This window comes from Okibacterium sp. AC114, assembly GCF_979253355.1.
Window position 1 is genome coordinate 1,311,280 of sequence record NZ_CEEDBR010000001.1, and the last position, 23,426, is coordinate 1,334,705.

The 23,426-nt window shown below is 68.2% G+C and carries 21 protein-coding genes; 12 read left to right on the plus strand and 9 right to left on the minus strand.

The window, feature by feature from the left end:
• Window positions 1-30 precede the first annotated feature (30 nt).
• The 3 genes from ACZ6IE_RS06315 to ACZ6IE_RS06325 form a co-directional block, all read right to left on the minus strand.
• Window positions 31-1,050, minus strand: coding sequence for a hypothetical protein (locus ACZ6IE_RS06315; RefSeq protein ID WP_464607242.1), 1,020 nt, complete (start codon window positions 1,048-1,050; stop codon window positions 31-33).
• A gap of 119 nt (window positions 1,051-1,169) precedes the next feature.
• A complete protein-coding gene (locus ACZ6IE_RS06320) occupies window positions 1,170-1,532 on the minus strand; it encodes a hypothetical protein (protein WP_464607243.1) in 363 nt (120 codons plus the stop codon).
• A gap of 153 nt (window positions 1,533-1,685) precedes the next feature.
• Entirely contained in the window at window positions 1,686-2,690 is a 1,005-nt protein-coding gene (locus ACZ6IE_RS06325) for an aldo/keto reductase (RefSeq protein ID WP_464607244.1), read from the minus strand.
• Window positions 2,691-2,816: 126 nt separating this feature from the next.
• Here ACZ6IE_RS06325 and msrA point away from each other — a divergent pair, with 126 nt between their 5' ends.
• The 5 genes from msrA (at window position 2,817) to ACZ6IE_RS06350 (ending at window position 6,839) form a co-directional block, all read left to right on the plus strand.
• Window positions 2,817-3,338, plus strand: a complete 522-nt coding sequence (gene msrA / locus ACZ6IE_RS06330) for a peptide-methionine (S)-S-oxide reductase MsrA (protein WP_077053379.1) — start codon at window positions 2,817-2,819, stop codon at window positions 3,336-3,338.
• A 188-nt stretch (window positions 3,339-3,526) separates the two neighbouring features.
• Window positions 3,527-4,000, plus strand: coding sequence for a single-stranded DNA-binding protein (ssb, locus tag ACZ6IE_RS06335; protein ID WP_464607245.1), 474 nt, complete (start codon window positions 3,527-3,529; stop codon window positions 3,998-4,000).
• 192 nt (window positions 4,001-4,192) lie between these two features.
• A complete protein-coding gene (locus ACZ6IE_RS06340) occupies window positions 4,193-4,684 on the plus strand; it encodes a DUF6993 domain-containing protein (protein WP_464607246.1) in 492 nt (163 codons plus the stop codon).
• Window positions 4,685-4,689: 5 nt separating this feature from the next.
• Entirely contained in the window at window positions 4,690-6,372 is a 1,683-nt protein-coding gene (ettA, locus tag ACZ6IE_RS06345; protein ID WP_077053377.1) for an energy-dependent translational throttle protein EttA, read from the plus strand.
• Window positions 6,372-6,839, plus strand: coding sequence for an acyl-CoA thioesterase (locus ACZ6IE_RS06350; protein WP_464607247.1), 468 nt, complete (start codon window positions 6,372-6,374; stop codon window positions 6,837-6,839). Before ettA ends, ACZ6IE_RS06350 begins: the two co-directional genes overlap by 1 nt.
• On the opposite strand, the gene ACZ6IE_RS06355 is transcribed toward ACZ6IE_RS06350, so the two are convergent.
• Window positions 6,826-7,713 (minus strand): acyl-CoA thioesterase, encoded by an 888-nt coding sequence (locus ACZ6IE_RS06355; RefSeq protein ID WP_464607248.1) that lies wholly within the window; start codon window positions 7,711-7,713, stop codon window positions 6,826-6,828. The two genes, ACZ6IE_RS06350 and ACZ6IE_RS06355, sit on opposite strands and share 14 nt — an antisense overlap.
• Before the next feature lie 81 nt (window positions 7,714-7,794).
• On the opposite strand from ACZ6IE_RS06355, the gene ACZ6IE_RS06360 reads away from it, so the two are divergent.
• Window positions 7,795-8,433 carry a DUF8185 domain-containing protein gene (locus ACZ6IE_RS06360; protein ID WP_464607249.1) on the plus strand — a complete coding sequence of 213 codons (639 nt, stop codon included), beginning with the start codon at window positions 7,795-7,797 and terminating at the stop codon, window positions 8,431-8,433.
• 39 nt (window positions 8,434-8,472) lie between these two features.
• Here ACZ6IE_RS06360 and ACZ6IE_RS06365 read toward each other — a convergent pair whose 3' ends face one another.
• The 3 genes from ACZ6IE_RS06365 to pepN form a co-directional block, all read right to left on the minus strand.
• A complete protein-coding gene (locus tag ACZ6IE_RS06365) occupies window positions 8,473-8,865 on the minus strand; it encodes a globin (RefSeq protein WP_407668733.1) in 393 nt (130 codons plus the stop codon).
• Window positions 8,862-9,896: a mechanosensitive ion channel family protein gene (locus tag ACZ6IE_RS06370; RefSeq protein ID WP_464607250.1), complete on the minus strand. Its 1,035-nt coding sequence runs from the start codon at window positions 9,894-9,896 to the stop codon at window positions 8,862-8,864. Before ACZ6IE_RS06370 ends, ACZ6IE_RS06365 begins: the two co-directional genes overlap by 4 nt.
• Window positions 9,897-10,124: 228 nt before the next feature.
• Window positions 10,125-12,668 carry an aminopeptidase N gene (gene pepN, locus ACZ6IE_RS06375; RefSeq protein ID WP_464607251.1) on the minus strand — a complete coding sequence of 848 codons (2,544 nt, stop codon included), beginning with the start codon at window positions 12,666-12,668 and terminating at the stop codon, window positions 10,125-10,127.
• A gap of 74 nt (window positions 12,669-12,742) precedes the next feature.
• On the opposite strand from pepN, the gene ACZ6IE_RS06380 reads away from it, so the two are divergent.
• Genes ACZ6IE_RS06380 through ACZ6IE_RS06400 form a run of 5 tightly spaced genes read left to right on the plus strand, consistent with a single transcriptional unit; the run spans window position 12,743 to window position 17,257 of the window.
• Window positions 12,743-13,360, plus strand: coding sequence for a mycothiol-dependent nitroreductase Rv2466c family protein (locus tag ACZ6IE_RS06380; protein ID WP_464607252.1), 618 nt, complete (start codon window positions 12,743-12,745; stop codon window positions 13,358-13,360).
• A gap of 46 nt (window positions 13,361-13,406) precedes the next feature.
• Window positions 13,407-13,895 carry a ribose-5-phosphate isomerase gene (locus ACZ6IE_RS06385; RefSeq protein WP_464607253.1) on the plus strand — a complete coding sequence of 163 codons (489 nt, stop codon included), beginning with the start codon at window positions 13,407-13,409 and terminating at the stop codon, window positions 13,893-13,895.
• Window positions 13,895-15,037, plus strand: a complete 1,143-nt coding sequence (locus tag ACZ6IE_RS06390) for an Fpg/Nei family DNA glycosylase (RefSeq protein ID WP_464607254.1) — start codon at window positions 13,895-13,897, stop codon at window positions 15,035-15,037. The genes ACZ6IE_RS06385 and ACZ6IE_RS06390 overlap by 1 nt, the downstream gene beginning before the upstream one ends.
• A gap of 10 nt (window positions 15,038-15,047) precedes the next feature.
• Window positions 15,048-15,698 (plus strand): FMN-binding negative transcriptional regulator, encoded by a 651-nt coding sequence (locus tag ACZ6IE_RS06395; protein ID WP_464607255.1) that lies wholly within the window; start codon window positions 15,048-15,050, stop codon window positions 15,696-15,698.
• Window positions 15,695-17,257, plus strand: coding sequence for an amidohydrolase (locus ACZ6IE_RS06400; RefSeq protein ID WP_464607256.1), 1,563 nt, complete (start codon window positions 15,695-15,697; stop codon window positions 17,255-17,257). Before ACZ6IE_RS06395 ends, ACZ6IE_RS06400 begins: the two co-directional genes overlap by 4 nt.
• 173 nt (window positions 17,258-17,430) lie before the next feature.
• On the opposite strand, the gene ACZ6IE_RS06405 is transcribed toward ACZ6IE_RS06400, so the two are convergent.
• Complete coding sequence (locus ACZ6IE_RS06405; RefSeq protein ID WP_445997517.1) at window positions 17,431-17,922, minus strand: Dps family protein; 492 nt, start codon at window positions 17,920-17,922, stop codon at window positions 17,431-17,433.
• A 185-nt stretch (window positions 17,923-18,107) separates the two neighbouring features.
• On the minus strand, window positions 18,108-22,781 hold the full coding sequence (locus ACZ6IE_RS06410; RefSeq protein ID WP_464607257.1) for an SCO7613 C-terminal domain-containing membrane protein: 4,674 nt from the start codon (window positions 22,779-22,781) through the stop codon (window positions 18,108-18,110).
• 85 nt (window positions 22,782-22,866) lie between these two features.
• On the opposite strand from ACZ6IE_RS06410, the gene ACZ6IE_RS06415 reads away from it, so the two are divergent.
• Window positions 22,867-23,418 carry a gamma carbonic anhydrase family protein gene (locus tag ACZ6IE_RS06415; RefSeq protein WP_464607258.1) on the plus strand — a complete coding sequence of 184 codons (552 nt, stop codon included), beginning with the start codon at window positions 22,867-22,869 and terminating at the stop codon, window positions 23,416-23,418.
• The last annotated feature ends 8 nt before the right edge of the window (window positions 23,419-23,426 follow it).

The window sequence follows — 23,426 nt, forward strand, 5'->3', positions numbered from 1 at the left end:
TTCGTGCGTCTGTCGTGGCGGGTCGCGAGCCTAGGCGGTACGCTGGCCGGCGTCGCCGACCTGGTCGTCGCGCTCGTCGTCCTTGCGGACGGCGGCGAGCTGCGCGTCCAACGCCGCAACGTCGTCCATGAGCTTCTGCGTCTGCAGGTCGGTTGCTGCGGGAGCTGCGGGCAGCGCCGCGGCGGGTGCAGATGTGGCCGAGGCCGATGCAGCGGGTGCCGCAGGATCGGTGGAGCTCGACGTTGTGGGCACGGCGGAGGAGGAGTCGGCCGAGGGGGAGTCCGGCTCTTCGCGGTTGGCGCGAGTCTCGGCCGCCGGGGATGCCGAGGCGCGAGTAGCGTGCGACTCGGGTGCGGATTCCTGCGGGGACTCAGCGGACGGCTGGGTGGCCGTGGCGGGCACGGCTACGACGCGTTCGTCGTCCCGGTACACGTCGTCGGCGGTCGAGGATTTCTTCGACGCCTTCGCGGAGGAGGTGTCGTCGGTGTGCTCGTCGCGGTGACGTTTGGCCGACCACTTGTCCTGCTCGGAGATGAGCGCACGCTCGTTCTCGGTGTTCTCGAAACGCCAGCGCTCGAGGTCGGCCTCGAAGATCTTCTTGGCGCGGCCGGGCTTGTTCTGCCATTCCACGAGTCGGTCGCGGAATTCGGTGACGACGGGCTCGAGCTCGTAGCCGAAGGTCGATGAGTTGCGCTTCATCTCGGCGAGCTGGTGGGCGGCCCAGTTGGCGGCCAGCGGCGCACCCTTGATGGGAAGGAGGCGAATGTGGATGTCGGCCTGACCCACGGCGCGGTCGGCGAGGACCTGTTCGCCGGGCGTCAGCGAGTACCACACCGACGCTTCGGTGGAGGCGTCGACGAGCGCTGCGATAGCCGCTGCCTTCATCTCGCGATCCCGCTGGGCGACGAGGCGTCGCACGGCGGCCTTGGTGATGCCGGACGCGAGAAGCGCCGCGACGATGATGGCGACGGCGATGACCGCCGCGCTGAAAAGGACAGGCCTGGTCTCTGACGCGGTCAGCCAGGCAACGAATTCATTCCACCACTGCATGGCGGCAGACTACTTTCTCGGACGGGCCCCGGCCGGGATGCGCGCCGCCGTGTCGCCGATCGCCGTAACGGCGCGTCTGAGCCGCCCCGAGGAGTGCTGACGACGGCCTGGAAGTTCGCTCACGAATTGCGCAGGCATTCGGCGGCGTCGGCCAGCTGCCAGAATTCGCCGAGGGCAACGAAGGCCGAACGGTGCGGGGCGTAGCGCTTGGCCACGAACCGCTCGCCCTCGGCCGAGAAGGTCTGCTCGATGTGGCCGACGACGTGACCATCGGGAGCCGTCGCGCGCCACAATGACGCGTTGACCGGCTTCAGATCGAGCCCGCTGACAACGGCCGGCCGCCGCCCCTGCGCCACGCGCTCGATCGACTGCGCCCAGGCATCGCCCGAGACCGTATGACGGGCGGTCGGCGACGAGCTCGATGCGCCGCCCCGCGCCGCCCGTGCGGCCTGCGCTGATCGAGCCGCCCGCGTGGTCTGCATGGATGTCATCGTGTTCTCCCGTCATCGATCGATCTGCTGATGAGACCGACGTTACGGGGGACCACCGACATTCGGACGACGAAGCGGCCGGCCCCACAACAGGACCGGCCGCGACATCCACGCCAGGCGCGGAACGGGTAGAGCGTGTGACCTCTAGAGCCCGGTGCCGTGAACCGCGTGGGGTTCGATGGCGGCGATCTCATCGGCGGTCAGATCGGGCGCGTCGAGGGCGGCCACGTTCTGCTCGAGCTGCTTCACCGAGCTGGCGCCGATGAGCGCGCTCGTGACCTGCGGCTGACGCAGCACCCAGCGGAGCGCCAGCTGGGCGAGCGTCTGCCCGCGACCCGACGCGATCTCGTTGAGGGCGCGGGCGCGCTCGAGGTAGGTCTCCGAGATCTTCTCGGCCGAGAGGAAACGGCTCGTCGCGGCGCGCGAGTCGCCGGGAACCTGGCCGTCGAGGTAACGGTCGGTCAGGAGGCCCTGCGCCAGAGGCGAGAAGACGATCGAACCGGCGCCCACCTGATCGAGCACCTCGAAGAGGCCATCCTCGATGTGGCGGTCGAACATGGAGTACCGCGGCTGGTGGATGAGCAGCGGCACCTTGTGCTCGGCGAGCGCGGCGGCCGCCTTCACGGTCTGTTCGGGGGAGTAGTTCGAGATGCCCGCGTAGAGGGCCTTGCCCTGGTGGACGGCGGTCGCGAGCGCCCCCATGGTCTCTTCGATCGGGGTGTCGGGGTCGGGGCGGTGCGAGTAGAAGATGTCGACGTAGTCGAGCCCGAGGCGGCCGAGGCTCTGGTCGAGCGACGACAGCAGGGTCTTGCGCGAACCCCATTCGCCGTAGGGGCCCGCCCACATCTCGTAGCCGGCCTTCGACGAGACGATGATCTCGTCGCGGTAGGGCAGCAGGTCGTCTTTCAGGATGCGCCCGAAGTTGATCTCGGCCGAACCGGGGGGAGGACCGTAGTTGTTGGCCAGGTCGAAGTGGGTGATGCCGAGGTCGAAGGCGCGCCGCACGATCGCGCGCTGGGTGTCGTAGGAGCGTTCGTCTCCGAAGTTGTGCCACAGGCCGAGCGACACCCGGGGGAGGATGAGGCCGCTCCGGCCGGTGCGGGCATAGTGCATGGATTCGTAACGGTTCTCGTCAGCGAGGAAGGTCATGCGCTCATGTTACTGAGTGCAGAAGTCGGCCGATGGCGCAACCCGTGACAGGGAACAAATCGAGGCACCGGTAGGTTGTGGAGAAAGGTGCGCGGTCCCCGCCGCGCTCGATGAAAGGGGATCTCTATGCAGACCTATGTCTTGGCCGGCGGATGCTTCTGGTGTCTCGACGCGGTCTACCGCAACCTCAAGGGTGTCCACGAGGTCGAGTCCGGTTACACGGGCGGCGACACGGCCAACCCGAACTACGAATTGGTGTGCACGGGTCGCACGGGTCACGCCGAAGCGGTCGCGGTCACGTTCGACGAGACCGTCATCCCGGGTGAGGTCATTCTCGATGCGTTCTTCACCCTGCACGACCCCACGCAGCTGAACCGTCAGGGCGCCGATGTCGGCACCCAGTACCGTTCCGCGATGTTCTACACCGACGAGGAGCAGAAGCAGGTCTTCGAGGCCGCTCGCGACCGCGCATCCGACTGGTGGGACGGTGGCCTCGTCACCGAGATCTCTCCGCTCGGCACGTGGTACCCGGCTGAGGACTACCACCAGGACTTCTTCGCGAAGAACCCGGGTCAGGGCTATTGCATGGCCGTGGCCCGCCCCAAGGTTCTGAAGGTGCGCAAGAAGTTCCAGGAGTACGCCCTCTAGGCAGAGCGCCTCTGAGTCTGATCGCTCACGCCGACGCCCGGTTCTCCACAGAGCCGGGCGTTCGCTTTTTCTCCCCAGATCCGGGTTCCGCCGTCCCCTGTTCGCCCGCCCGCTGCACACTCGAGCAACGGGCACATCGGATGTCTGAGCGCACCTCGCTCACCGGCCCGCCACCTGGGAGACACACCATGAACGACATGATCACGGCCACCGGAATCGTCGGAACCATCCCGCGCTTCGTCCACACCACCGAGGGGCTCGCCATAGCGAGCTTCCGGCTCGCATCGACGCAGAGACGCTACGACCGGGCGGCGGCCGCCTGGGCCGACGGCGAGACGAATTGGTACACCGTGTCGGCCTATCGACAACTCGCTGAGAACCTCGCCGAGTCGCTCACGAAAGGCGATCGCGTCATCGTCACGGGCCGGTTGAAGGTGCGGCACTGGCAGGCGAATGAAAAATCAGGACTCGCCGTCGAGGTCGATGCCGAGGCGGTCGGGCATGACCTCCTGTGGGGCCGCACGATCTTCACCAAGAGTCTCGGCCCCCGACCCGACGCCGCGCGGCCGACGCCCGACCTCGGCATCCCTCAGGCCGAGTGGCACACGGCTCCTCCGTCCGAACAGATGGGGAATGCGGTGGCCGCGGCATCGGCGGCCTGAGCGCTCGTGTGACGGGCCCGGGCGGTGTGACGGGCCCCGGGGGAGCCGCGCCCTCGGCGGTTTCGGAGGAACGCGGCAACCCCCTCGCCCTAGACTTTCGCCAGACGACATCTCCGGCTGAACGTCACCGTGGGGCACGCGGTGAGGCAGACGGTGGGGCAGACGGTCATCGAAGGGTAGTGCGCTGTGAAGATGGTTTCGGAGAGAGTGCGGCGGTCGACCTCGTCGACGCTGCTGACGGCCGGGGCGCTGGCCCTGACGGTCTTCCTGGCGGGGTGCACGGCGCCTGCCGAGCCCACGGCCACGCCGACGCCGACCGCCACCGCGAGCGCTGAGACTCCTGCGGCGCCGCTCGCCTACCAGCCCGATGCGGGTGCAGAGGGCAACCTCGACTACTTCAACCAGGTGAACACGCAGACCCTGGCGGCCAACGCAGAGGCCGACGGACGCGCGTTCGTCGACGGGCTCGTCACGGCCGGTTTCGACAAGGCGGCCATGGAGGTCACCAATGACACGACCACCATCGGCAACAAGGCCGATTCGATCCAGTTCTCGGTGAAGATGGGCGACAACTGCCTGATCGGTCAGAACGGCCCGAGCGTCGGCGGCTACCACTCCACCGTGGCTGCGGCCCTCGGCACGGGCAAATGTCTCGTGGGCAACACGCGCGCCATAGACTGGTAGACGATATGGCCGAATACATTTACTCCATGGTCCGCGCCCGCAAGGCGGTAGGCGACAAACTCATCCTCGACGACGTCACGATGGCATTCCTTCCGGGTGCCAAAATCGGTGTCGTCGGCCCGAATGGTGCGGGAAAGTCCACGATCCTCAAGATCATGGCCGGGCTCGACACCCCCAGCAACGGCGAAGCCAAGCTCACCCCGGGTTACAGCGTGGGCATCCTCATGCAGGAGCCCGAGCTCGACGAGTCGAAGACCGTTCTCGAGAATGTGCAAGAGGGTGTCGGTCCGATCAAGGACAAGGTCGACCGATTCAACGCCATCTCGCTCGCCATGGCCGAGCCCGACGCCGACTTCGACGCGCTGCTCGGCGAAATGGGCGGTCTGCAGGAAGAGATCGACGCGGCCGACGCGTGGGACCTCGACTCGCAGCTCGAGCAGGCCATGGATGCCCTCCGTTGCCCGCCGGCCGATGCCTCCATCGCCAACCTGTCCGGTGGTGAAAAGCGCCGCGTCGCGCTCTGCAAGCTCCTGCTGCAGAAGCCCGACCTGCTGCTCCTCGACGAACCGACGAACCACCTCGACGCCGAAAGCGTCCTGTGGCTCGAGCAGCACCTCGCCAAGTACCCCGGCGCCGTGCTCGCCGTGACGCACGACCGGTACTTCCTCGACCACGTCGCCGAGTGGATTGCCGAAGTCGACCGCGGCCACCTCTACCCCTACGAGGGCAACTACTCCACCTACCTCGAGAAGAAGCAAGAGCGTCTCCAGGTTCAGGGCAAGAAAGACCAGAAGCTCGCCAAGCGCCTCACCGAAGAACTCGAGTGGGTGCGCAGCAACGCCAAGGGCCGCCAGGCCAAGTCCAAGGCCCGTCTCGCGCGCTACGAAGAGATGGCGGCCGAAGCCGAGCGCACGCGCAAGCTCGACTTCGAAGAGATCACCATCCCCGCCGGCCCCCGTTTGGGCTCGCAGGTCATCGACGCCAAGAAGCTCGAAAAGGGCTTCGACGGGCGCAAGCTCATCGACGGGTTGTCGTTCACGCTCCCGCGTAACGGCATCGTCGGCGTCATCGGCCCCAACGGCGTCGGAAAGACGACGCTCTTCAAGAGCATCGTGGGGCTCGAGCCGCTCGACGGCGGCGAGCTGAAGATCGGCGAGACCGTCAAGATCAGCTACGTCGACCAGACGCGTGGCGGCATCGACCCCAACAAGACGCTGTGGGAGGTCGTGTCAGACGGCCAGGACTACATCCAGGTCGGCAACACCGAGATCCCGTCGCGGGCCTACGTGTCCACGTTCGGCTTCAAGGGCCCCGACCAGCAGAAGCGTGCCGGCATCCTCTCGGGTGGTGAGCGCAACCGCCTCAACCTCGCGCTGACGCTCAAGCAGGGCGGCAACCTGCTGCTCCTCGACGAACCGACCAACGACTTGGACGTCGAAACGCTCGGCAGCCTCGAGAACGCGCTGCTCGAATTCCCCGGCTGCGCCGTGGTCATCACGCACGACCGGTGGTTCCTCGACCGCATCGCGACGCACATCCTCTCCTACGAAGGCACCGACGAGAACCCGGCCAACTGGTACTGGTACGAAGGCAACTTCCAAGCCTACGAAGAGAACAAGATCGAGCGCCTCGGCCCCGATGCCGCGAAGCCTCACCGCAGCGCCTACCGCAAGCTCACGAGAGACTAATGCGACTGCACGTGCCGATCCCGCTGCGGTGGGGTGACCTCGACGCCTTCAACCACGTGAACAACGTGTCGATGCTGAAACTGCTGGAAGAAGCTCGCGTGCGCGCGTTCTGGCAGGCCGAAAGCGCCGTCGAAGACATCCCATCGACAGCGGTGATCGACGCGGGTCTCGACACCGACACGCTCACGCTCGTCGCGCACCACGAGATCGAATACCTCGCGCCCGTGCCCTATCAGCGCGACCCGCTCGACGTGCAGATGTGGCTGTCCAAGATCGGTGGCGCCAGCATGGAAGTCTGCTACGAGGTCTACTCGCCCGCAGCAGACGGCCCCGTGCTCGTCGCTCGTGCGCGCACGGCCGTCGTCATGGCCTCCGCCGAAACGGGCAAGCCCCGGCGCATCACACCCGCGGAACGCCAGGTGTGGGAGCCCTACCTGGGCGAACCCATCGCCTTCAGCCGCGGCTAGCCTTCGACGGGTCCGGCACGCGGACCATGCCCTCCTGAGCCACCGAGGCGACCAGCATGCCCTCGCGGTTGAAGATGCGGCCCTGCGAGAGACCGCGGCCGCCCGAGGCGCTCGGCGACTCCTGAACGTAGAGCAGCCATTCATCCACACGGCTGAAGCGGTGCCACCACATGGCATGGTCGAGCGACGCCACCTTGATGCCGGGCGTCGCCCACGGAACCCCGTGGCGCCGCAGGATCGGCTCGAGAATCGAATAGTCGCTCGCATAGGCCAGGGCCGCGCGGTGCAAGTTCTCGTCGTCTGGCAGCTGTCCGATGGCCTTCAACCAGACCGCCTGATGCGCGACGTGCTCACCCTCGACACCGAGGTAGATGGGCGACGGGACGTGCCGCATATCGAACGGTCGCTCAGAAGCCCACGATCGTGCCACCGGGTGCTTCACCGACGCGAGCAACTCGGCGGCCGACGGCAGCGACTCGGGCTCGGGGAGATCGGACGGCATGACGACCTGGTGTTCGAGGCCGGGCCCGCCATCCTGGAACGACGCGATCATCGACAGGATCGGCTGCCCGTTCTGGTAAGCCTGCGTGCGACGCGTGCCGAACGAACGACCGTCGTGGATGCGGTCGACCGAGAACGTGATCGGCAGGTTCACGTCGCCCGGGCGCAAGAAGTAGCCGTGCATCGAGTGCACGATGCGGTCGGGGGCGACCGTGCGCATGGCCGCCATGAGGGACTGGGCCAACACCTGGCCGCCGAACACGCGGCCCATGGGCATCCACTGCGACGGACCCGTGAAGATGTCCTCGCTGGTTCGGGCGCCCGTGTCGGACAAGGTCAACGCCTCGAGCAGAGACTCCAACGGATTCGGCATACACAACTCCTCACACCACAACACTGTCGGGCACGGTCGTCGGCAGTGACGCACCAGCCCGTTAGGTAGTTTAGAGGGGACATGACAGACACCCTCCACCTCGACGACACCCGCACCCTGGCCGACCTGCGCGTCTACTTGCAACGCGCCGCCCGCATCGACGACAAAGCCGTGCGCCTCATCGCCGGCGGTGGCACGCTCGCCGCCTACGCGCCCGTGCTATACCGCCGAGGGCTCCTCGACCAGAGCCCGACCATCCTGGGGCTCCGCACGTTCCGCGCCGCCCCCATCGACGTCTTCGACCGCACCGTGACGCCGCAGAGCATGGTGGAGCGCATCGCCGCACTCGACGGGGGCGAGCGCACCGACATCCGCCTCACCGAGAAAGACGAACAGGCGCCCTGGTCGGGTGTGTCGGCACCGCGGGATGGCTGGGAGAAGATCGCGCTGATCGACTCGGTGCTGCTCGAACACATCGCCCGCGAAGGGGCCGCCGAGATCGCCGAAGCGGTGCCCACCAACGCAGGCGACCACATCGTGCACAACGTGCGGTCGGCCGTCTGGTCGAGGCCCGTGGGGGAGAGCCCGTTGCCGGGCGGCGCCGCCTTCGGTGCCGTGGGCCTCGGGTTCCTGGGGCAGCCCGAAGAGATCCCGCTGTACCGCACGGCGAACTGGCTGCGGCTGAGTTCGCAGCGCGGACACCTGCTCGTCAAGCTCTAGGCGCGGAGTCAGCCCTCGCCCTGGGGCGCTCTCGGCGGGCTACTCGTCGAAGGTGTTGACCATGGCGTGGGCGGCGCGTTCCAGGTAGTCCCAGAGGGCGGCCTCGTGCATCGGCGACAGCTCGAGCGTGTCGAGGGCCGCTCGCATGTGCAGGAGCCAGCGGTCGCGCGCATCCGGATTGACCTTGAAGGGCATGTGCCGCATGCGCAAGCGGGGGTGGCCGCGCTGTTCGCTGTAGGTGCCGGGTCCGCCCCAGTACTGCTCGAGGAAGAGGAGCAGGCGCTCTTCGGCCGGGCCCAGGTCCTCCTCGGGGTACATGGGCTTCAGCACGGGGTCGCCCGCCACGCCGCGGTAGAACTCGTGCACGAGCTTCTGGAAGACGGGTCGTCCGCCGACCTCGTCGTAGAAATTGCTCGACAGCAGGTTCGTCACGGGGTGTCCTTCGGATCGATGGGAGGCTTCGGCTGGCGCTTGATCTTGCCGCGCCGGGGCGCCTGGTTGACCACCTCGACGGGCTTGGTGCGGGGAGGCTTGGCCCCACCCACGCTCGCGGCGCCGTCGAAACCGGTCAGCACAAGGGTATTCAACGCGGGCAGCTTGACGCCCATTCCGTCGACGGTCTTCTTCAGGCGCAGGCGCAGCTCGCGGGCCACGTCATCCTTGGCCGAGGTACGCGTCTTCATGACGAGGCGGATGACGAGAGCGTCCTCCGAGATCGACTCGAGGCCCCAGAGTTCCGGGCGTTCGAGCACGCGCGGCCGCCACTTGGGCTCCTTGGCGAGTGTCGTCGCGGTCTCGAGCAGCTTGTCCTGCATCTCGTCGATGTCGGTGTCGTAGGGGATGGCGAGGTCGACGATGACGCGCGCCCAGCCCTGCGACATGTTGCCGACGCGCAGGATCTCGCCGTTGCGCACGAACCACAGCGTGCCGTTGACGTCGCGGATCTGAGTGATGCGCACGCCGACCTTCTCGACGACACCCGTGGCGGGCCCGACATCCACGACGTCGCCGACACCCAGCTGGTCTTCAATGACCATGAAGAGGCCGTTCAGCACGTCTTTGACGATGTTCTGCGCACCGAAACCGAGGCCGGCACCGATCGCGGCCGACAGGAGGGCCAGCGAGCCGATGAGGGACGAGTCGATGGTGTTGACGACCGCAATGACCGTGATGACCACGACGGTCACGTTGACGATGTTCGTGAGAACCGAGCCGAGCGTGCGCGTGCGTTGCACGACCCGCACAGCGGCTAGCGGGGATGCGGCAAGCGCTTGGGTGTCGTCCGCGTTCTGGTTCTTCTTGACACCCGTGACGATCTGATTGACCACCCGGCGGATCACGAAATGCATCACCCACGTGACCACGACGGCGAAGATGATGATCAGGGCGATCTGGATCAACATGCCGAGGAATGTCGTGTCGAGAAATTCCTGCACCGATGTCCAAAAAGCGTTCCAGTCCATTCGGACGAGTTTACGGGGCGCGGCGTGGGAAGGCACTGAGTGGGGATGACCGATCGCGGCATGGACGCGTCACGGGCCCTCCTGAAAACCCAGTACCTGCACCATGGCTGCACCGTGCCTGCGCTGCGACTTCTCCTCGAACGACGACAGGGCGCCGGTCGCGATGACCGACGCCCTGTGGAACGATGTGCTGCCTGCGCAGACGAGTCGTGACTGCGAGATGCCGAGTTACTGCGCGTCGCGCTCCTGAGCCTTCAGAGCACGTTCGGTGCCCGCCAGGTTCTCCACCACGAGGCGACGGAGAGCCGCCGGCTCAGGGTTTGCGTCGAGCCACGCCACGGTCTTGCGACGCAGCTCCTCCGAGGCGAGACCGCCCGGGTAGAACAGCACGGCCACGTATTCGGCGATCTTGTAGGTGCGGTCCTTCCAGATGCCCTGCAGGCTCTCGAAGTAGCGGTCGATGTAAGGCTCGAGGAGAGCGTCGTCGGCGGCGCGTTGGAAGCCGAGACCCGTGGTGCGCACGATCGTGTTGGGCAGGTCGTCCGAATCGAGCACGCTGGACCAGGCCGCCGCCTTGCCCTCGGCCGTGGGGATGGCCGCACGGGCGTGCGCCGCCGACTGCTGGCCCGAAGCCGTGTTGTCGACGAGCAGCTCGGCGTCGATCTCGGTCGTGCCGGCGCGGCCACCCGCGACGAGGGCGATGAGCAGCTCCCAGGCCAGGTCGGTGTCGACCGACAGGCCGTCGAGGCGGAGATCGCCGCGGCGCAACCCCTCGATCTTGTCGAGTTGCGTTGGGGTCGACGCGATGGCCGCGAAGAACTTCACGAACTGGAACTGCGCGTCGCTGCCGGCCTCGGCCTCGGACGCGAGCGTCCACAGGGCGTCGCCGACGCGCTCGGACGTGGCCTTCTGCTTCTCAGGTGCGACGTAGCTCGATGCGGCCAGCAACAGCTGGTTGAGCGTCGTGCGGATGGTCGTCGACTCGGTCTCGGAGGCGATGTTGCCGAGCACGAGCGTGACGTAGTCGCTCGCCGGCGTCTCGGCGTCGCGTGTGGCATCCCAGGCGGCACCCCAGACGAGGGCCCGGGCGAGCGGGTTCTCGATCTTCGACAGGTGCTCGATAGCGGTCGCGAGCGATACCTCGTCGAGACGGATCTTCGCGTAGGCGAGGTCGTCGTCGTTCAGCAGCACGAGCGCCGGGCGGGCCTGGCCGACGAGCTCGGGCACGTCGGTCGATTCGCCGTCGACGTCGAGTTCGACGCGGTGTTGACGCACGAGCTTGCCGTCGACCAGGTTGTAGAACCCGATCGCGAGACGGTGCGGGCGGATGGTGGGGTAGTCGGCCGCGGCCGACTGCAGCACGCGGAACGACGTGATCGTGCCCGCGTCATCCGTCTCGATCTCGGGGCGCAGCGTGTTGACACCGGCGGTCTCGAGCCACAGCTTCGACCAGTCGCTGAGGTCGCGGCCGCTCGTCGTCTCGAGCTCGGACAGCAGGTCGCCCAGCGTGGTGTTGCCGAACTGGTGCTTCTTGAAGTACGCGGCGACGCCGGCGAAGAACGCGTCGATGCCCACCCAGGCGACGAGCTGCTTCAGCACCGAGCCGCCCTTGGCGTAGGTGATGCCGTCGAAGTTGACCTGCACGTCTTCGAGGTCGTTGATGGTGGCGACGACGGGGTGCGTCGAGGGCAGCTGGTCCTGCTTGTAGGCCCAGCTCTTCTCCATGGCCTGGAACGTGGTCCACGCCTCGGTCCATTCGGTCGCCTCGGCCGTCGCGATGGTCGATGCCCACTCGGCGAACGACTCGTTCAGCCACAGGTCGTTCCACCACTTCATGGTGACGAGGTCGCCGAACCACATGTGCGCGAGCTCATGCAGAATCGTGACGACGCGACGTTCCTTGATCGCATCCGTGACCTTGCTGCGGAACACGTAGGTCTCGGTGAACGTGACGGCGCCGGCGTTCTCCATGGCCCCCGCGTTGAATTCGGGCACGAACATCTGGTCGTACTTCGCGAACGGGTAGGGGAAGTCGAACTTCTCCTCGTAGTAGGCGAAACCTTCACGCGTCTTCTCGAAGATGTAGTCGGCGTCGAGGTACTGCGCGAGCGACGCCCGGGCGAAGACGCCGAGGGGGATGACACGGCCAGAGGCGCTCGTCAGCTCGCTTCGCTCGACGACGTAGGGGCCCGCGACGACGGCCGTGATGTAGCTCGAGATGACGGGGGTCGGCTCGAACGCCCACGTGGAGTTGCTGTCGCCGGCCGGGGTGGGCTCGGGCGTGGGGGAGTTCGATACGACCTCCCAGTAGTCGGGCGCCGTCACCGTGAACTGGAACGTGGCCTTCAGGTCGGGCTGCTCGAAGACCGCGAACACGCGTCGGGAATCGGGAACCTCGAACTGGCTGTAGAGGTAGACCTCGTCATCGACGGGGTCGACGAAACGGTGCAGACCCTCGCCCGAGTTCGTGTAGAAAGCGTCGGCGTCGACGACCAACACGTTCTTCTCGGCGAGGCCGTCGAGCTGGATGCGCACGCCGTCGGACACCTGGGCAGGGTCGAGGCTCTGGCCGTTGAGGGTGACGGAGTGCACGGTCTTCGTGATCGCGTCGATGAAGGTGGAGGAGCCCGGCTTAGCGTCGAAGTGCACCGTCGTGGTGCTCCGGAAGGTTTCCGGCCCCTGAGTGAGATCGAGCGACACCTCGTAAGCGTGGGTCTGGACGATCGATTGACGTTCCTCAGCCTCGAGGCGAGTGAGGTTTTCTCCTGGCACGTGTGCTCCTAGCATTTTCGCGGATTGTGTCCGAGGAAAGCCTAGTGCCGGGGCTTTCGTGATTTGCTAGAACCATGACCGAAACCGCTGCCCCCACATCCGTCGAATTCTGGTTCGATCCCTCCTGCCCCTGGGCCTGGATGACCTCACGCTGGGTCGACGAGGTGGCGAAACTGCGCGACCTCGACGTCACGTTCAACATCATGAGCCTCGCCGTGCTCAACGAAGACCAGGACGTCTCCGAGGAGTACCGCGCGTTCTTCCCTCGCGCCCTCAAGTACACGCGCCTCGTCGCAGCTGCGAAAGAGCTCCATGGTCAGCAGATCGTCAAGCCGCTCTACGACGCGCTCGGCACGCGCATCCACCCCGGTGGGTCGACCAACCCCGACGAGGTCATCCCTCAGGCGCTCGCCGAGGTGGGTCTCGACGCCGACTTCGCACGTTACGCCGACAGCGACGAGTTCGACCCGCAGATGCGCGCCTCGCACTTCGAGGGCATCAACCGCGTCGGTCAAGATGTCGGCACGCCCGTCATCGCCGTCAACGGTGTCGCCTTCTTCGGCCCCGTGATCTCGCCCGCGCCGAAGGGTGAAGAGGCCGCGAAGCTGTGGGATGGCGTGGTGCAGGTGGCCGCATACCCCGGCTTCTTCGAGCTCAAGCGCAGCCGCACGGTCGGCCCCATCTTCGACTGACCCGCACCCCGATTCGACCCCTCCCCGAACGCTAGGCTGATTTCTCATGCGCATCCATATCGCCACCGACCACGCCGGCCTCGAGCTGAGCCAGCAGCTGCAGACGCATCTGCGCGAGCAGGGCCACGAGGTCACCGACCACGGCCCCGCAGCCTATGACGCTCTCGACGACTACCCGTCGTTCTGCATCAACGCGGCGAAGGCCGTCGTACGCGATCAGGATGCCGGCATCGAGGCTCTCGGCGTCGTCTTCGGTGGTTCGGGCAACGGGGAGCAGATCGCCGCGAACAAGGTCAGAGGCGTGCGCGCGGCTCTCGTCTGGAACTTGAGCACCGCTCAGCTTGCGCGTCAGCACAACGATGCCAACGTGATCTCGATCGGCGCACGCCAGCACGAGGTCGCCGAAGCCATCTCGTTCATCGACGCGTTCATCGCCGAGCCGTTCAGCTTCGAGGAGCGGCACGTGCGCCGCATCGCGCAGCTCGCCGAATACGAGGCCGCCGGCGATATCGCCGGGAAGGGCGTCGACCAGTAGTGCCAGAGGGTCACTCCGTCCACCGCATCGCGCGGCAGTTCCGGCACAACTTCCTGGGCAAGACCGTGCGCGCCGCCTCGCCGCAGGGCCGCTTCGCCGAGGGGGCGGCCGTGCTCGACGGTCGCACGATCACGGATGTCGATGCCGTCGGCAAGCAGATGTTCATGCACTTCGGCGACGACGTCTGGCTGCGCGTGCACCTCGGCATGTACGGCGCGTGGGATTTCGCGGGCCAGATCACGACCGATCCGACCATCGAGTCGGCGGCCGGGCGCATGGGGCAGACGAATCAGCGGGGGACGGTTCTGGCCGGTTCTGGAGCTGAAGACACCGACGCCCATGCCGACGCCGACGCCGACGCCGACGCCGACGCAGACACCGACGCTCCCGCATCCGACGCCCCGCGCACGGGTAAGCGACGCGTGGCGGCCGCTGGCAACAAGCGCGACGACGTGCTCTTGGCCGAGCTGCGCGACGCCGACGGTGAAGATTCGGTCTCGAGCATCGGCGCGCCCCGCCGAGCCCGCGTTCGCATGTCGGAGCAGACGAAAGGCCTGCCCGAGAACGACGAGACATTCCCGCCCGAGCCCGTCGGTGCGGTGCGCGTGCGCCTGCTGACCGACACGACCGTGGCCGACCTGCGCGGCCCGACGGCGTGCGAGGTCGTCACGGGTGCTGATGTGCAGCGCGTCATCGATTCGCTCGGGCCCGACCCGCAGCACGACGACACGAAGGCCGCCGAGGACCGCTTCACCGCGACGGTGCGCAAGAAACCCACGCCCATCGGGCTGCTGCTCATGGACCAGAAAGTCGTTTCGGGCATCGGCAACGTCTATCGCGCCGAGCTGCTGTTCCGCGCGAAGGTCAACCCGCACACGCCCGGCAAGCTCGTGCCCGAAGAGACCGTGCGCGGCATCTGGCGCGACTGGGTGCGACTGCTCGCGATCGGCATCGAGACCGGTCAGATGATGACCATGGACGATCTCGACGACGAGGCCTACCGCCTGGCGATGGCCAGCCGCGCCGACCGTCACTGGGTATACAAACGCGAGGGATTGCCGTGCCGCGTGTGCGGCACCCACATCTCGCTCGAAGAGATGGGGGCGCGCAAGTTGTATTGGTGCCCCGTCTGCCAGGCCTGAGGAGGACCGGATGCGTCAGAACCCGAGTTTCGTGCTGGGCGATGTGGCCGACATCCGCCGATTGATCGCCGAGAACCCCTGGGTCACCCTCGTGGCGAACACGGCGAACGGTCTTGCGGCGTCGCATTACGCCGTCGTCCTCGATCCCGACCGGGACGACCTCACGATTCTGGGGCACGTCGGCCGGCCCGACGAGGCGATCCTCGAGCTCGGCCAGGGCGAGCTTCTCGTGATCGTGCAGGGCCCCCACGGCTACATCTCGCCCGGATGGTACGACGCCAAACCGGCCGTGCCGACCTGGAACTACGTCGTCGCGCACCTGAGCGGCGTTCCCGAGATTCTCTCGGACGAAGAGAACTACCGCGTGCTGGGCGCCCTCGTCGAACACTTCGAGAAGCGGATGCCCGAGCCCCGGCTCATGGAGGGCACCCCCGAGAACGCGGCCTACGCCTCGCGCATCTCGGCGGGCACTGTCGGTTTCCGGCTGACCCCGACGCGCGTCACGGGCAAGCGCAAGCTCAGCCAGAACCGCCCCGACGACACGATCGAGACCATCATCTTCGAGCTCGAGAACGGCAGCGAATACCCCAACCCCGCTCTGGCCGCCGAGATGCGCCGCGTGCGCCAGGTGCCTCTAGATCCTGAGGTGCCGCAGGCATGAAGCTGAGGTTGAGCGCGGCGAACCCCGGGTCAGGTGTCATCACGGTTCTCGCGAATGCACGCGTCCTGCCGCTGGGGGAGAATGCTCGGGGAGGCGCCGAGAGTTCTGACGTCCCCCTCAGCGACATCGTCCTGCGCGACGGAACCATCGCGGCGGTCCTCCCGGCCGGTGCCGCTTCGACGATCCCCGAGTCCGACCACGCCGTGCGCCGCGACCTGCAGGGGCGGTTTGTCGTGCCCGGCCTGTGGGACGCCCACGTGCACTTCACCCAGTGGGCACACACGGCGAGCCGCCTCGATGTCGGTGTCGCCGCATCCGCCGCCGATGCCGCGCGTCTCGTCGCCGAGCGCGCCGCCACCGCTGCCGAGACGTCGCTCGGCCACGCGCCCCTCATCGGCTACGGTTTCCGCGACGCCCTGTGGGACGACGAGCCGGATGCAGCGCTCCTCGACGCGGCCGCGCCCGGGCGTCCCGTCATCCTCATCTCGGGTGACCTGCACGCGGCTTGGCTCAACCGTTTGGCCCTCGTGGAGCATGGCCTCGCCGACCACGAGACGGGTCTTCTGCGCGAGGAGGACGCCTTCACGGTGCTGCGACGCCTCGACGATGTGCCAGACGAGGTGGCGGATGCGTGGGCCCACGACGCGTCTCGGGCGGCCAGTGCGCGTGGTGTCGTCGGCATCGTCGACATGGAGATGGCCTGGAACGTGGAGGTCTGGCAGCGCCGCATCGCGGGCGGCAACACGCAACTGCGCGTCGAGTTCGGCGTCTACACCCAGTTCCTCGACCGAGCCATCGCCGACGGCCTCCAGTCGGGTCAGACGATCGCTCACACGCACGGTCTGCTGCGCATGGGCCCCTACAAGGTGATCACGGATGGCTCGCTCAACACCCGCACCGCCTACTGTTTCGCGCCCTATCCCGAACCCATGGAAGGGGAGGGGGATCACGGGGCGTTGACGATTCCGCCCGAGCAGCTCGAACCGCTCATGACGAAGGCTCACCGCGCCGGCATCCGCTCGGCCGTGCACGCCATCGGCGATCAGGCGAACGCGCTCGCGTTGGATGCCTTCGCGAACACGGGCGCTTCTGGGTCGATCGAGCACGCACAGTTGTTGCAGGCATCCGACATCCGCCGCTTCGCCGAGCTGGGCGTGGTCGCGAGCGTGCAGCCCGAGCACGCCATGGACGATCGGGATGTCGCCGAGCATCACTGGGCCGGTCACACCGAGCGCACATTCCCGCTTCGGGACCTGTTGGATGCTGGCGCAGCGCTCGCGCTGGGCTCTGACGCGCCTGTCGCACCGCTCGACCCGTGGGTCGCCGTGTCGGCCGCCGTGCACCGGTCGCGGGCGGGACGGGAGCCGTGGCATCCCGAGCAGGCGATCACCCTCGAGGAGGCGCTTCGGGCGTCCACCCGCACCCGGGTCGCCGACGGGGAGCCTGCCGATCTCGCGATTCTGGGCGAGGACCCGCGTCTGCTCGACGCCGACGCGCTACGACGCATCCGGGTGGACGCCACCCTCGTGAACGGCCGGTTCACACACGACGCGCTCTAACCACGGCGCTCTAACCACGGCGCTCCAACCACGGCGTTCTGACCACGGCGCTCCAACCACCACGCGCCGAAACGACGGGTCGCACCACCGCCGCGCACAGAAAAGCCGGGGCCACCACAATGGTGACCCCGGCTCTGTTATGACGACGGGCGAACCCGCCGCTCAGGCGGTGACTACGCGGCGATGTGCGCGAAGAGGAACCAGCGGTCCTTCTCCAGGCCGCGAGCGATCTCGATGGCCACGTCTTGGCTGGTGAAGTCGATGGCGTCGAGCTCATCGATGGCGGTCTTCACGTTGACGAGGGCGGCGTCGATGTGGGTGATGATCTCGGCGATGGTGACCTGCGACTGCTGGAACCCGGGGGTCAGCGAGCCGGCGGTGCTCTTCGCGGCGACGGTCTCGAGGCGGGCGTCGACGGGCAGGCCCAGGGCGACGATGCGCTCGGCGGCCAGGTCGGCCCATTCCTGCGCGTGAGCGACGACCGTGTCGAGCAGCTCGTGCACGCCGATGAAGTTGGCGCCGCGCACGTGCCAGTGCGCCTGCTTGCCGTTGACGACGAGGGCCGTGAGGTCGACGACCACGGGGCTGAGGAACTGGGCGACTCCCGCGGCGGTGTCGGGGGTGGTGACGGCCTGGGGGATGTGGGTGGTGGTGACGTTCGTCATGGTGTGTGCCCTTCTCTCGATCTCTTCGATCTCTACGTTGACCCCAACGCTACTCACGCTCAGACATTCCGCAAGCAAGTTTAGGCTCTGCTAATTCGCTGGTCGGCGCAGGTTTTGAGCTGAGGCTACCCTCACCTGGCGGCGGCATCCGCGGTGGCGGCCGCATCGGTGTCGCTCGCCCGAGGTCACCGCAGCGAGCGGATGCTGCGAGCCACCGCCCGCGCATCCCGAATGCGTTTCTCGTAGGTCGCGGCCACGACGATCAGCAGGATGCCGCCGACCCCCACCCACAGCCACCAGGGGATGACCGAGTAGAGGTCCGAGATCCACGGCCACAGTTGTGCGAGGGCGTGCAGCAGCAGCACGACGGCGCCGATGATGACGGGCGCCTGCAGTTTGCGCAGCACCCCGAAGAGCAACACGGCGATCGCGGCGATGCCGAGCAGGATGATGCGCGCGATGGTGGTCTGGCCGTAGTCGGCGAGGAGAGACGGCACGAGCGCGACGACGAGTCCCGGGCCGAGCGCGGGCCAGCTGCGCAGGGCCGGGCGACGGCCCAGATCGATGAGCCCGCCCACGACGAGAGCCGATCCGACGATGACCGTCAAGATGTCGGCCTCGTATGGCGCCCCACCCGTCAGTCGCGGGACGGAGACGAGAACCGCGGCCGTGATGACGAGGGCCGCACCCATCGCCGTCCAGCGCACGAGGCGCCCGATCGGGGGAGCGTCATGGGCCGCGGCGACGATCGACACGATCGACAGCACGACGACCGCGATGAACGGCGCGAGGGTCGGCAGGTCTTGGCGCAGGGTGATGATGAGGGCCGGAAGTGCGAAGACGATCACGGCGAGGACGATTGCGAGGACGGCGGCCCGAGGCATCCTGTCGTCGCGTTCCCGCATCCACACGATGGCGAGCACCACGAGCGCGGCGGCCGCGAGGCCCGTCCACGGTTCGATCAGCGGACCGATGGCGGGCCAGGGTTCCCGGCCCAACAGCACCAACACCCACGGCGGTGCACCGTCATCGCCGTTACCCCAGCCCGACGGCATATCGGGGATGCCGTAGCTTCCCGCCCGAAGCAACTCGCCGAGGCCTCTCACGAGACCGGTACCGGCGATCGCGACGAGCGAGGTGGCGACGAGGATGCGGCGGAGGGGCAGCCCCCTGATCACCGTGGGCCAGGCCGCGGCGAGGGCTCCGACGGCCAACCCGCCGAGGAGCAAGGCAGCCGGCCGCAGCAGGTTCGGCCCGGAGACGGCGGCACCCGACATGACGACGCTCGGCAGCACGAGGACGGTGAGGGCGGCGGCCGCCAGAATCATGCGACCATCCGCACGTCCGGTCGGCACCGGGCGACGCCACACGAAGAGCGCTGCCAGGGCCGCGAGGAGGCCGGCGACGGGTGCCGTGTAGGCCTCGACGGTCGTGACGCCGCCATCGGCGAGAAGGGTCCAGAGCGCGGCGAGGCCGAGGGGAATGGCGGCCCACGCGATGTGGTGGCGCGCGCGATCGCCCTGCAGGATCTCACCCTCGCCCGAGGCCAGCACCAGGGCGGCGACGGTGAGAACCAGCAGGCTCAACCATCGAGCGTCGGCGGGCGCACCGACCGCGGCGAACAGACCGAGGACGGCGACGAGCGCCGTCGAAGCATCCCAGACGATACGGGCGCGTCGACCCAGAGCGGAACGCCGAGCGAAGAGCACGAGAGCGGATGCCGCGAGCACCACGGTCGTCAGGGCGAGGGCGGGTGCCGTATCTCCCCGAGCATCGAGCACGATGACGGTCGCGGCGCCCGCGATCACCAGCGGGCCCACGGCTGCGAACACGAGGCGCTCTGCCGTGTCGGCGACGGCGGGCAGCACTTGCCACAGCACGGCGGCGACGGCGGCCAGCACGAGAACGGCGATGAGGGGTGCCGAGGTGGCATCGCCCCGTCCGGCACCGTCGGTCACGCTGAATCCGCCGAGGGGCCCGCGCGACGTCACCCAGCTGGCGAAGACGATGAAGCCGAGGATGGCCGCGAGGATGCCGGAGACGGAGGTGACGACCATCCGATCGGGTGCCGCCAACAGCCAACGACCGCCGCGGACGGAGCGAACAGATGTCGCGCCGGATGTTTCGCCGAATGTCCCGATGACAGGTGCATCGGAGGCGACGGGAGCGGCTGTGGGGGAGCTGCCGCCGTGCGACGTCGATCTGCGTGACACCGCGGGGGCGACGCAGAGGATCGCGAGCGAGGCGAGTGCTGCCCAGAGAGCGGGGGTGGGCACCGCTTCGCCGTCGATCCCCAACCAGTCGGGTGCGGTGAAGAAGGCGCCGATGAAGCCGAAGATGGCCAGTCCCAGCAGGGCGACACGCGCGGCATCCCAGCCGGAGCGTGTTCCCCGGGGTGTTGCCGGAGCGACGGCGTTGGCGGTGCCAGCGGAGCCAGCGAGGCCAGCGGTGCCAGCAGAGCCAGCGGTGCCAGCAGAGCCAGGGAAGCCAGCAGAGCGGCGACCCGCGGAACGCAGGAAGACCCGGAGGGCGAGCGGCACGGCGACCGCGAGGAGGGCCGCCACCGGCCACAGGGGCTCTGACTGTCGACCGGCCACCGCCAGGGGCCCGAGCGCGATGACAGCGAAGATCACGAAGACGGCCGTGACGCCGCGGGGGCGCCGCAAGACGGGAGCGCATAGGGCGGTGAAGATCACGGCGACCACGGCGAGTCCGGCGGCGGCCCCCGTCGTTCCGGGCAGAAGGGCCGCTGCGGTGAGAAGGCCCATGCTCGCGAGAACGGTCGGGGCCCAGGCCTCGCGTCGCAGTCGGCCGAGGAGGGCCAGGCCGACGGCGAGTGCGGCCGCAGCCACGAGGAGCGCCAGCCCGGGCTCGAACCGCCAGTAGTACTCGCCCATGCCGAAGAGCGATTCCCTGAGGAAGCCCTCGGCCCCCGATAGCGAGAATGCGGGGGAGAGGCCCGCGATGGCGACATAGCCGAACGGCAGGAGACTTCCGATGACGAGCGGCGGGAAGCTGGCGCCCGCGAAGGCGACACCGCCGGCCCACACGGCGGCGCGGGAACGATGGCGCCAACTCGTGCGGGTCAGGGCGCGAGCGATCCCCGCGAGCGCGATGAACCCCACACCCGCCGTGAGAGCCAAGAGGACGATCGTCCACCAATCGGCGTCGACCCGGTAGATCGGCGTCGCCAGGGCCGCGACCACCGACAGGCCCGCGCCCACCGCGGCGAATGTCTGCGACGCAGGGTGGCGCGGCGCCGCATCGGGAGCCTTCCCGGCTTCGGTACGGGGTGTCGAAGACTGCGGCTGTGCCTGTGCCTGTGCCTGTGCCTGTGCGTTGGCATCGGGGCGTGGGGGAGCGTCGTTCTGGGCCGGCGGGTAAGCCGTCGCGTAAGCAGATGTCCGGGCATCCGACCCCTGGGCGCGGGGGCGCGGACTGGGGGCGGGAGGAAGTGCCGCCAGGGTGACCCAGAGAGCCGCAACGACTCCGAACGTGAGGAGGGTCGCCCAGCGCAACTCGGGGAACGCGAACACGGCGGTGAGCGTGGCGAGCGACGCGAAGGTGACGCCGGCGCCGCGCAACCAGAGAGCATCCCCGCGGAAAGGCCCGACGACACGCGGCCACAGGAACGCTGCGGCAACGCTCAACACGCCGCCACCCACACCCGCAGCCCACCACGAGGCGGTCGAGGAGAAGGCATCCACGAGGCCTCCGAGAAGGAAGAACCCGCCGAAGGGGATCAGGATGGCCGCGGCGACAGAGGGCGCGCGCATGCGAGTGAGCCGCGCGAGCCCGAGGAAGACAGCGGACGCCACGAGGCCGTAGATGCCCGTGAACGTCGAGCCTTCGACATCCGAAGAACCGAAGAGGCCCTGCGACCGGACCAGGAGGCCGTCGACGAGGACGAAGACGATGCCGAGAGTCACGAGCGCCTCGGCCGTGCCCGGCAGCCGTCGGCGGAGCGCGATCCCGAGAGCCGCGACCGCAGCCGCCGCCAGGAGGAGCAGGACGACGCGGACCTCGGGCGACGTCAGCACGTAGGCGATGACCGCGAAGAAGAGCGCGGCGATTCCGACGAGCGTCACACCGGCGATGAGCAGCAAAATCTGCACGCCCGAGCGACGCGGCTGCGCGGGAGGCGCGGCCTGCGCTGGCTGGAACGGCGGCATACCGGCGCTCGCCGAGGGGTATGGCTGCTGGCCCGGTGTCGAGTGGCCCTGCTGAGGGCTCTGCTGTGACCACGGAGTCGGAGGAACGGGCGGGACGGGAGGCTGCGCGGGGGAGGGCTGCGGCTCGGAGCGTTGCGGCTCAGGCGCCGACGGGTACCCCCAGTCGGGCGAAGCGGAAGGCTGGGACGCGCCGGGCGTGACGGGGCCGACGGGAGTGCCGGTGCCAGAAGATTTCGAAGCCGAAGCCGAAGCCGAAGCCGAAGCCGAAGCGGCACTCAGGCCGTCGGTCGTCCCGGGCAGGGGAGGACGAGCGGGGATGGACGGGACCTCGGGTGCCTTGGGGCCAGCCCCGGGTGCCGGGTGCGGTTGCGCGGCACGAGTGTCGGATGCGTGGGCGGTCGCGATCGGCGGCGGCGACATCGTCTCGGCGGAACCCCGCGACGCCGAGGCCCCCTGCACAGCCGCCTGTTGTTCGACGCGCATGAGGCCGATGAGCCGAGACCGGTCGATCGCGGCATCCCGAACCCGCTTCGACGCCTCGAACAGTTCAGCCCCTCGCGGCACGCTCGCGTCGAAGCCGCAACGCCCACACACCGGGCCGCGCAGCACGGCGAAGCAGGACGGGCACAGCGAGGTGTCGGTGAGTGCATCCCGCCGGGGCGGCCACATCGACGGTTCGGTATTCACAGAGGTTCCCCCTCGAAACGATCGTGGGACCACTGTGGCAGAAACCGGCCCCCGCCGCCCGCCGCCCCTCCGGTAGCGTGGCCGCATGACCGACGCCGCCTCCTTCGCCGCCGCCGCCGCCGCACAGGCCCTCGTCCCACTCGCGGGCATCGACGGCCCGCACCTCGCGGCCACCGCCTTCGTCGCAGAGGGCGCACGCATCGTCGGACATGTGGCGCTCGCCGACTCCTCGAGCGTTTGGTACAACGCGGTCCTGCGGGGCGACTACAACTCGATCACGGTCGGTGAGCGCAGCAACGTCCAAGACGGCGTCGCCGTGCACGTGGATGCCGCGTGGCCCGTCACCATCGGCCGCGACGTGTCCATCGGCCACAACGCTGTCGTGCACGGCTGCACCATCGGCGACACGGTGCTCGTCGGCATGGGCTCGGTCGTCCTCAGCGGAGCCGTCATCGGCGAGGAATCCCTCATCGCGGCCGGGGCTGTCGTCCTCGAGGGCACGCACATTCCGCCGCGCTCACTCGTCGCCGGTGTGCCCGGAAAGGTGCGGCGCAGCCTCACGGACGAGGAGGTCGACGGCATCCGCCAGAACGCGGCCCGCTACGTCGGCAACGCCGAGCTCCACGCCCGTCGCTGACCGCTGCG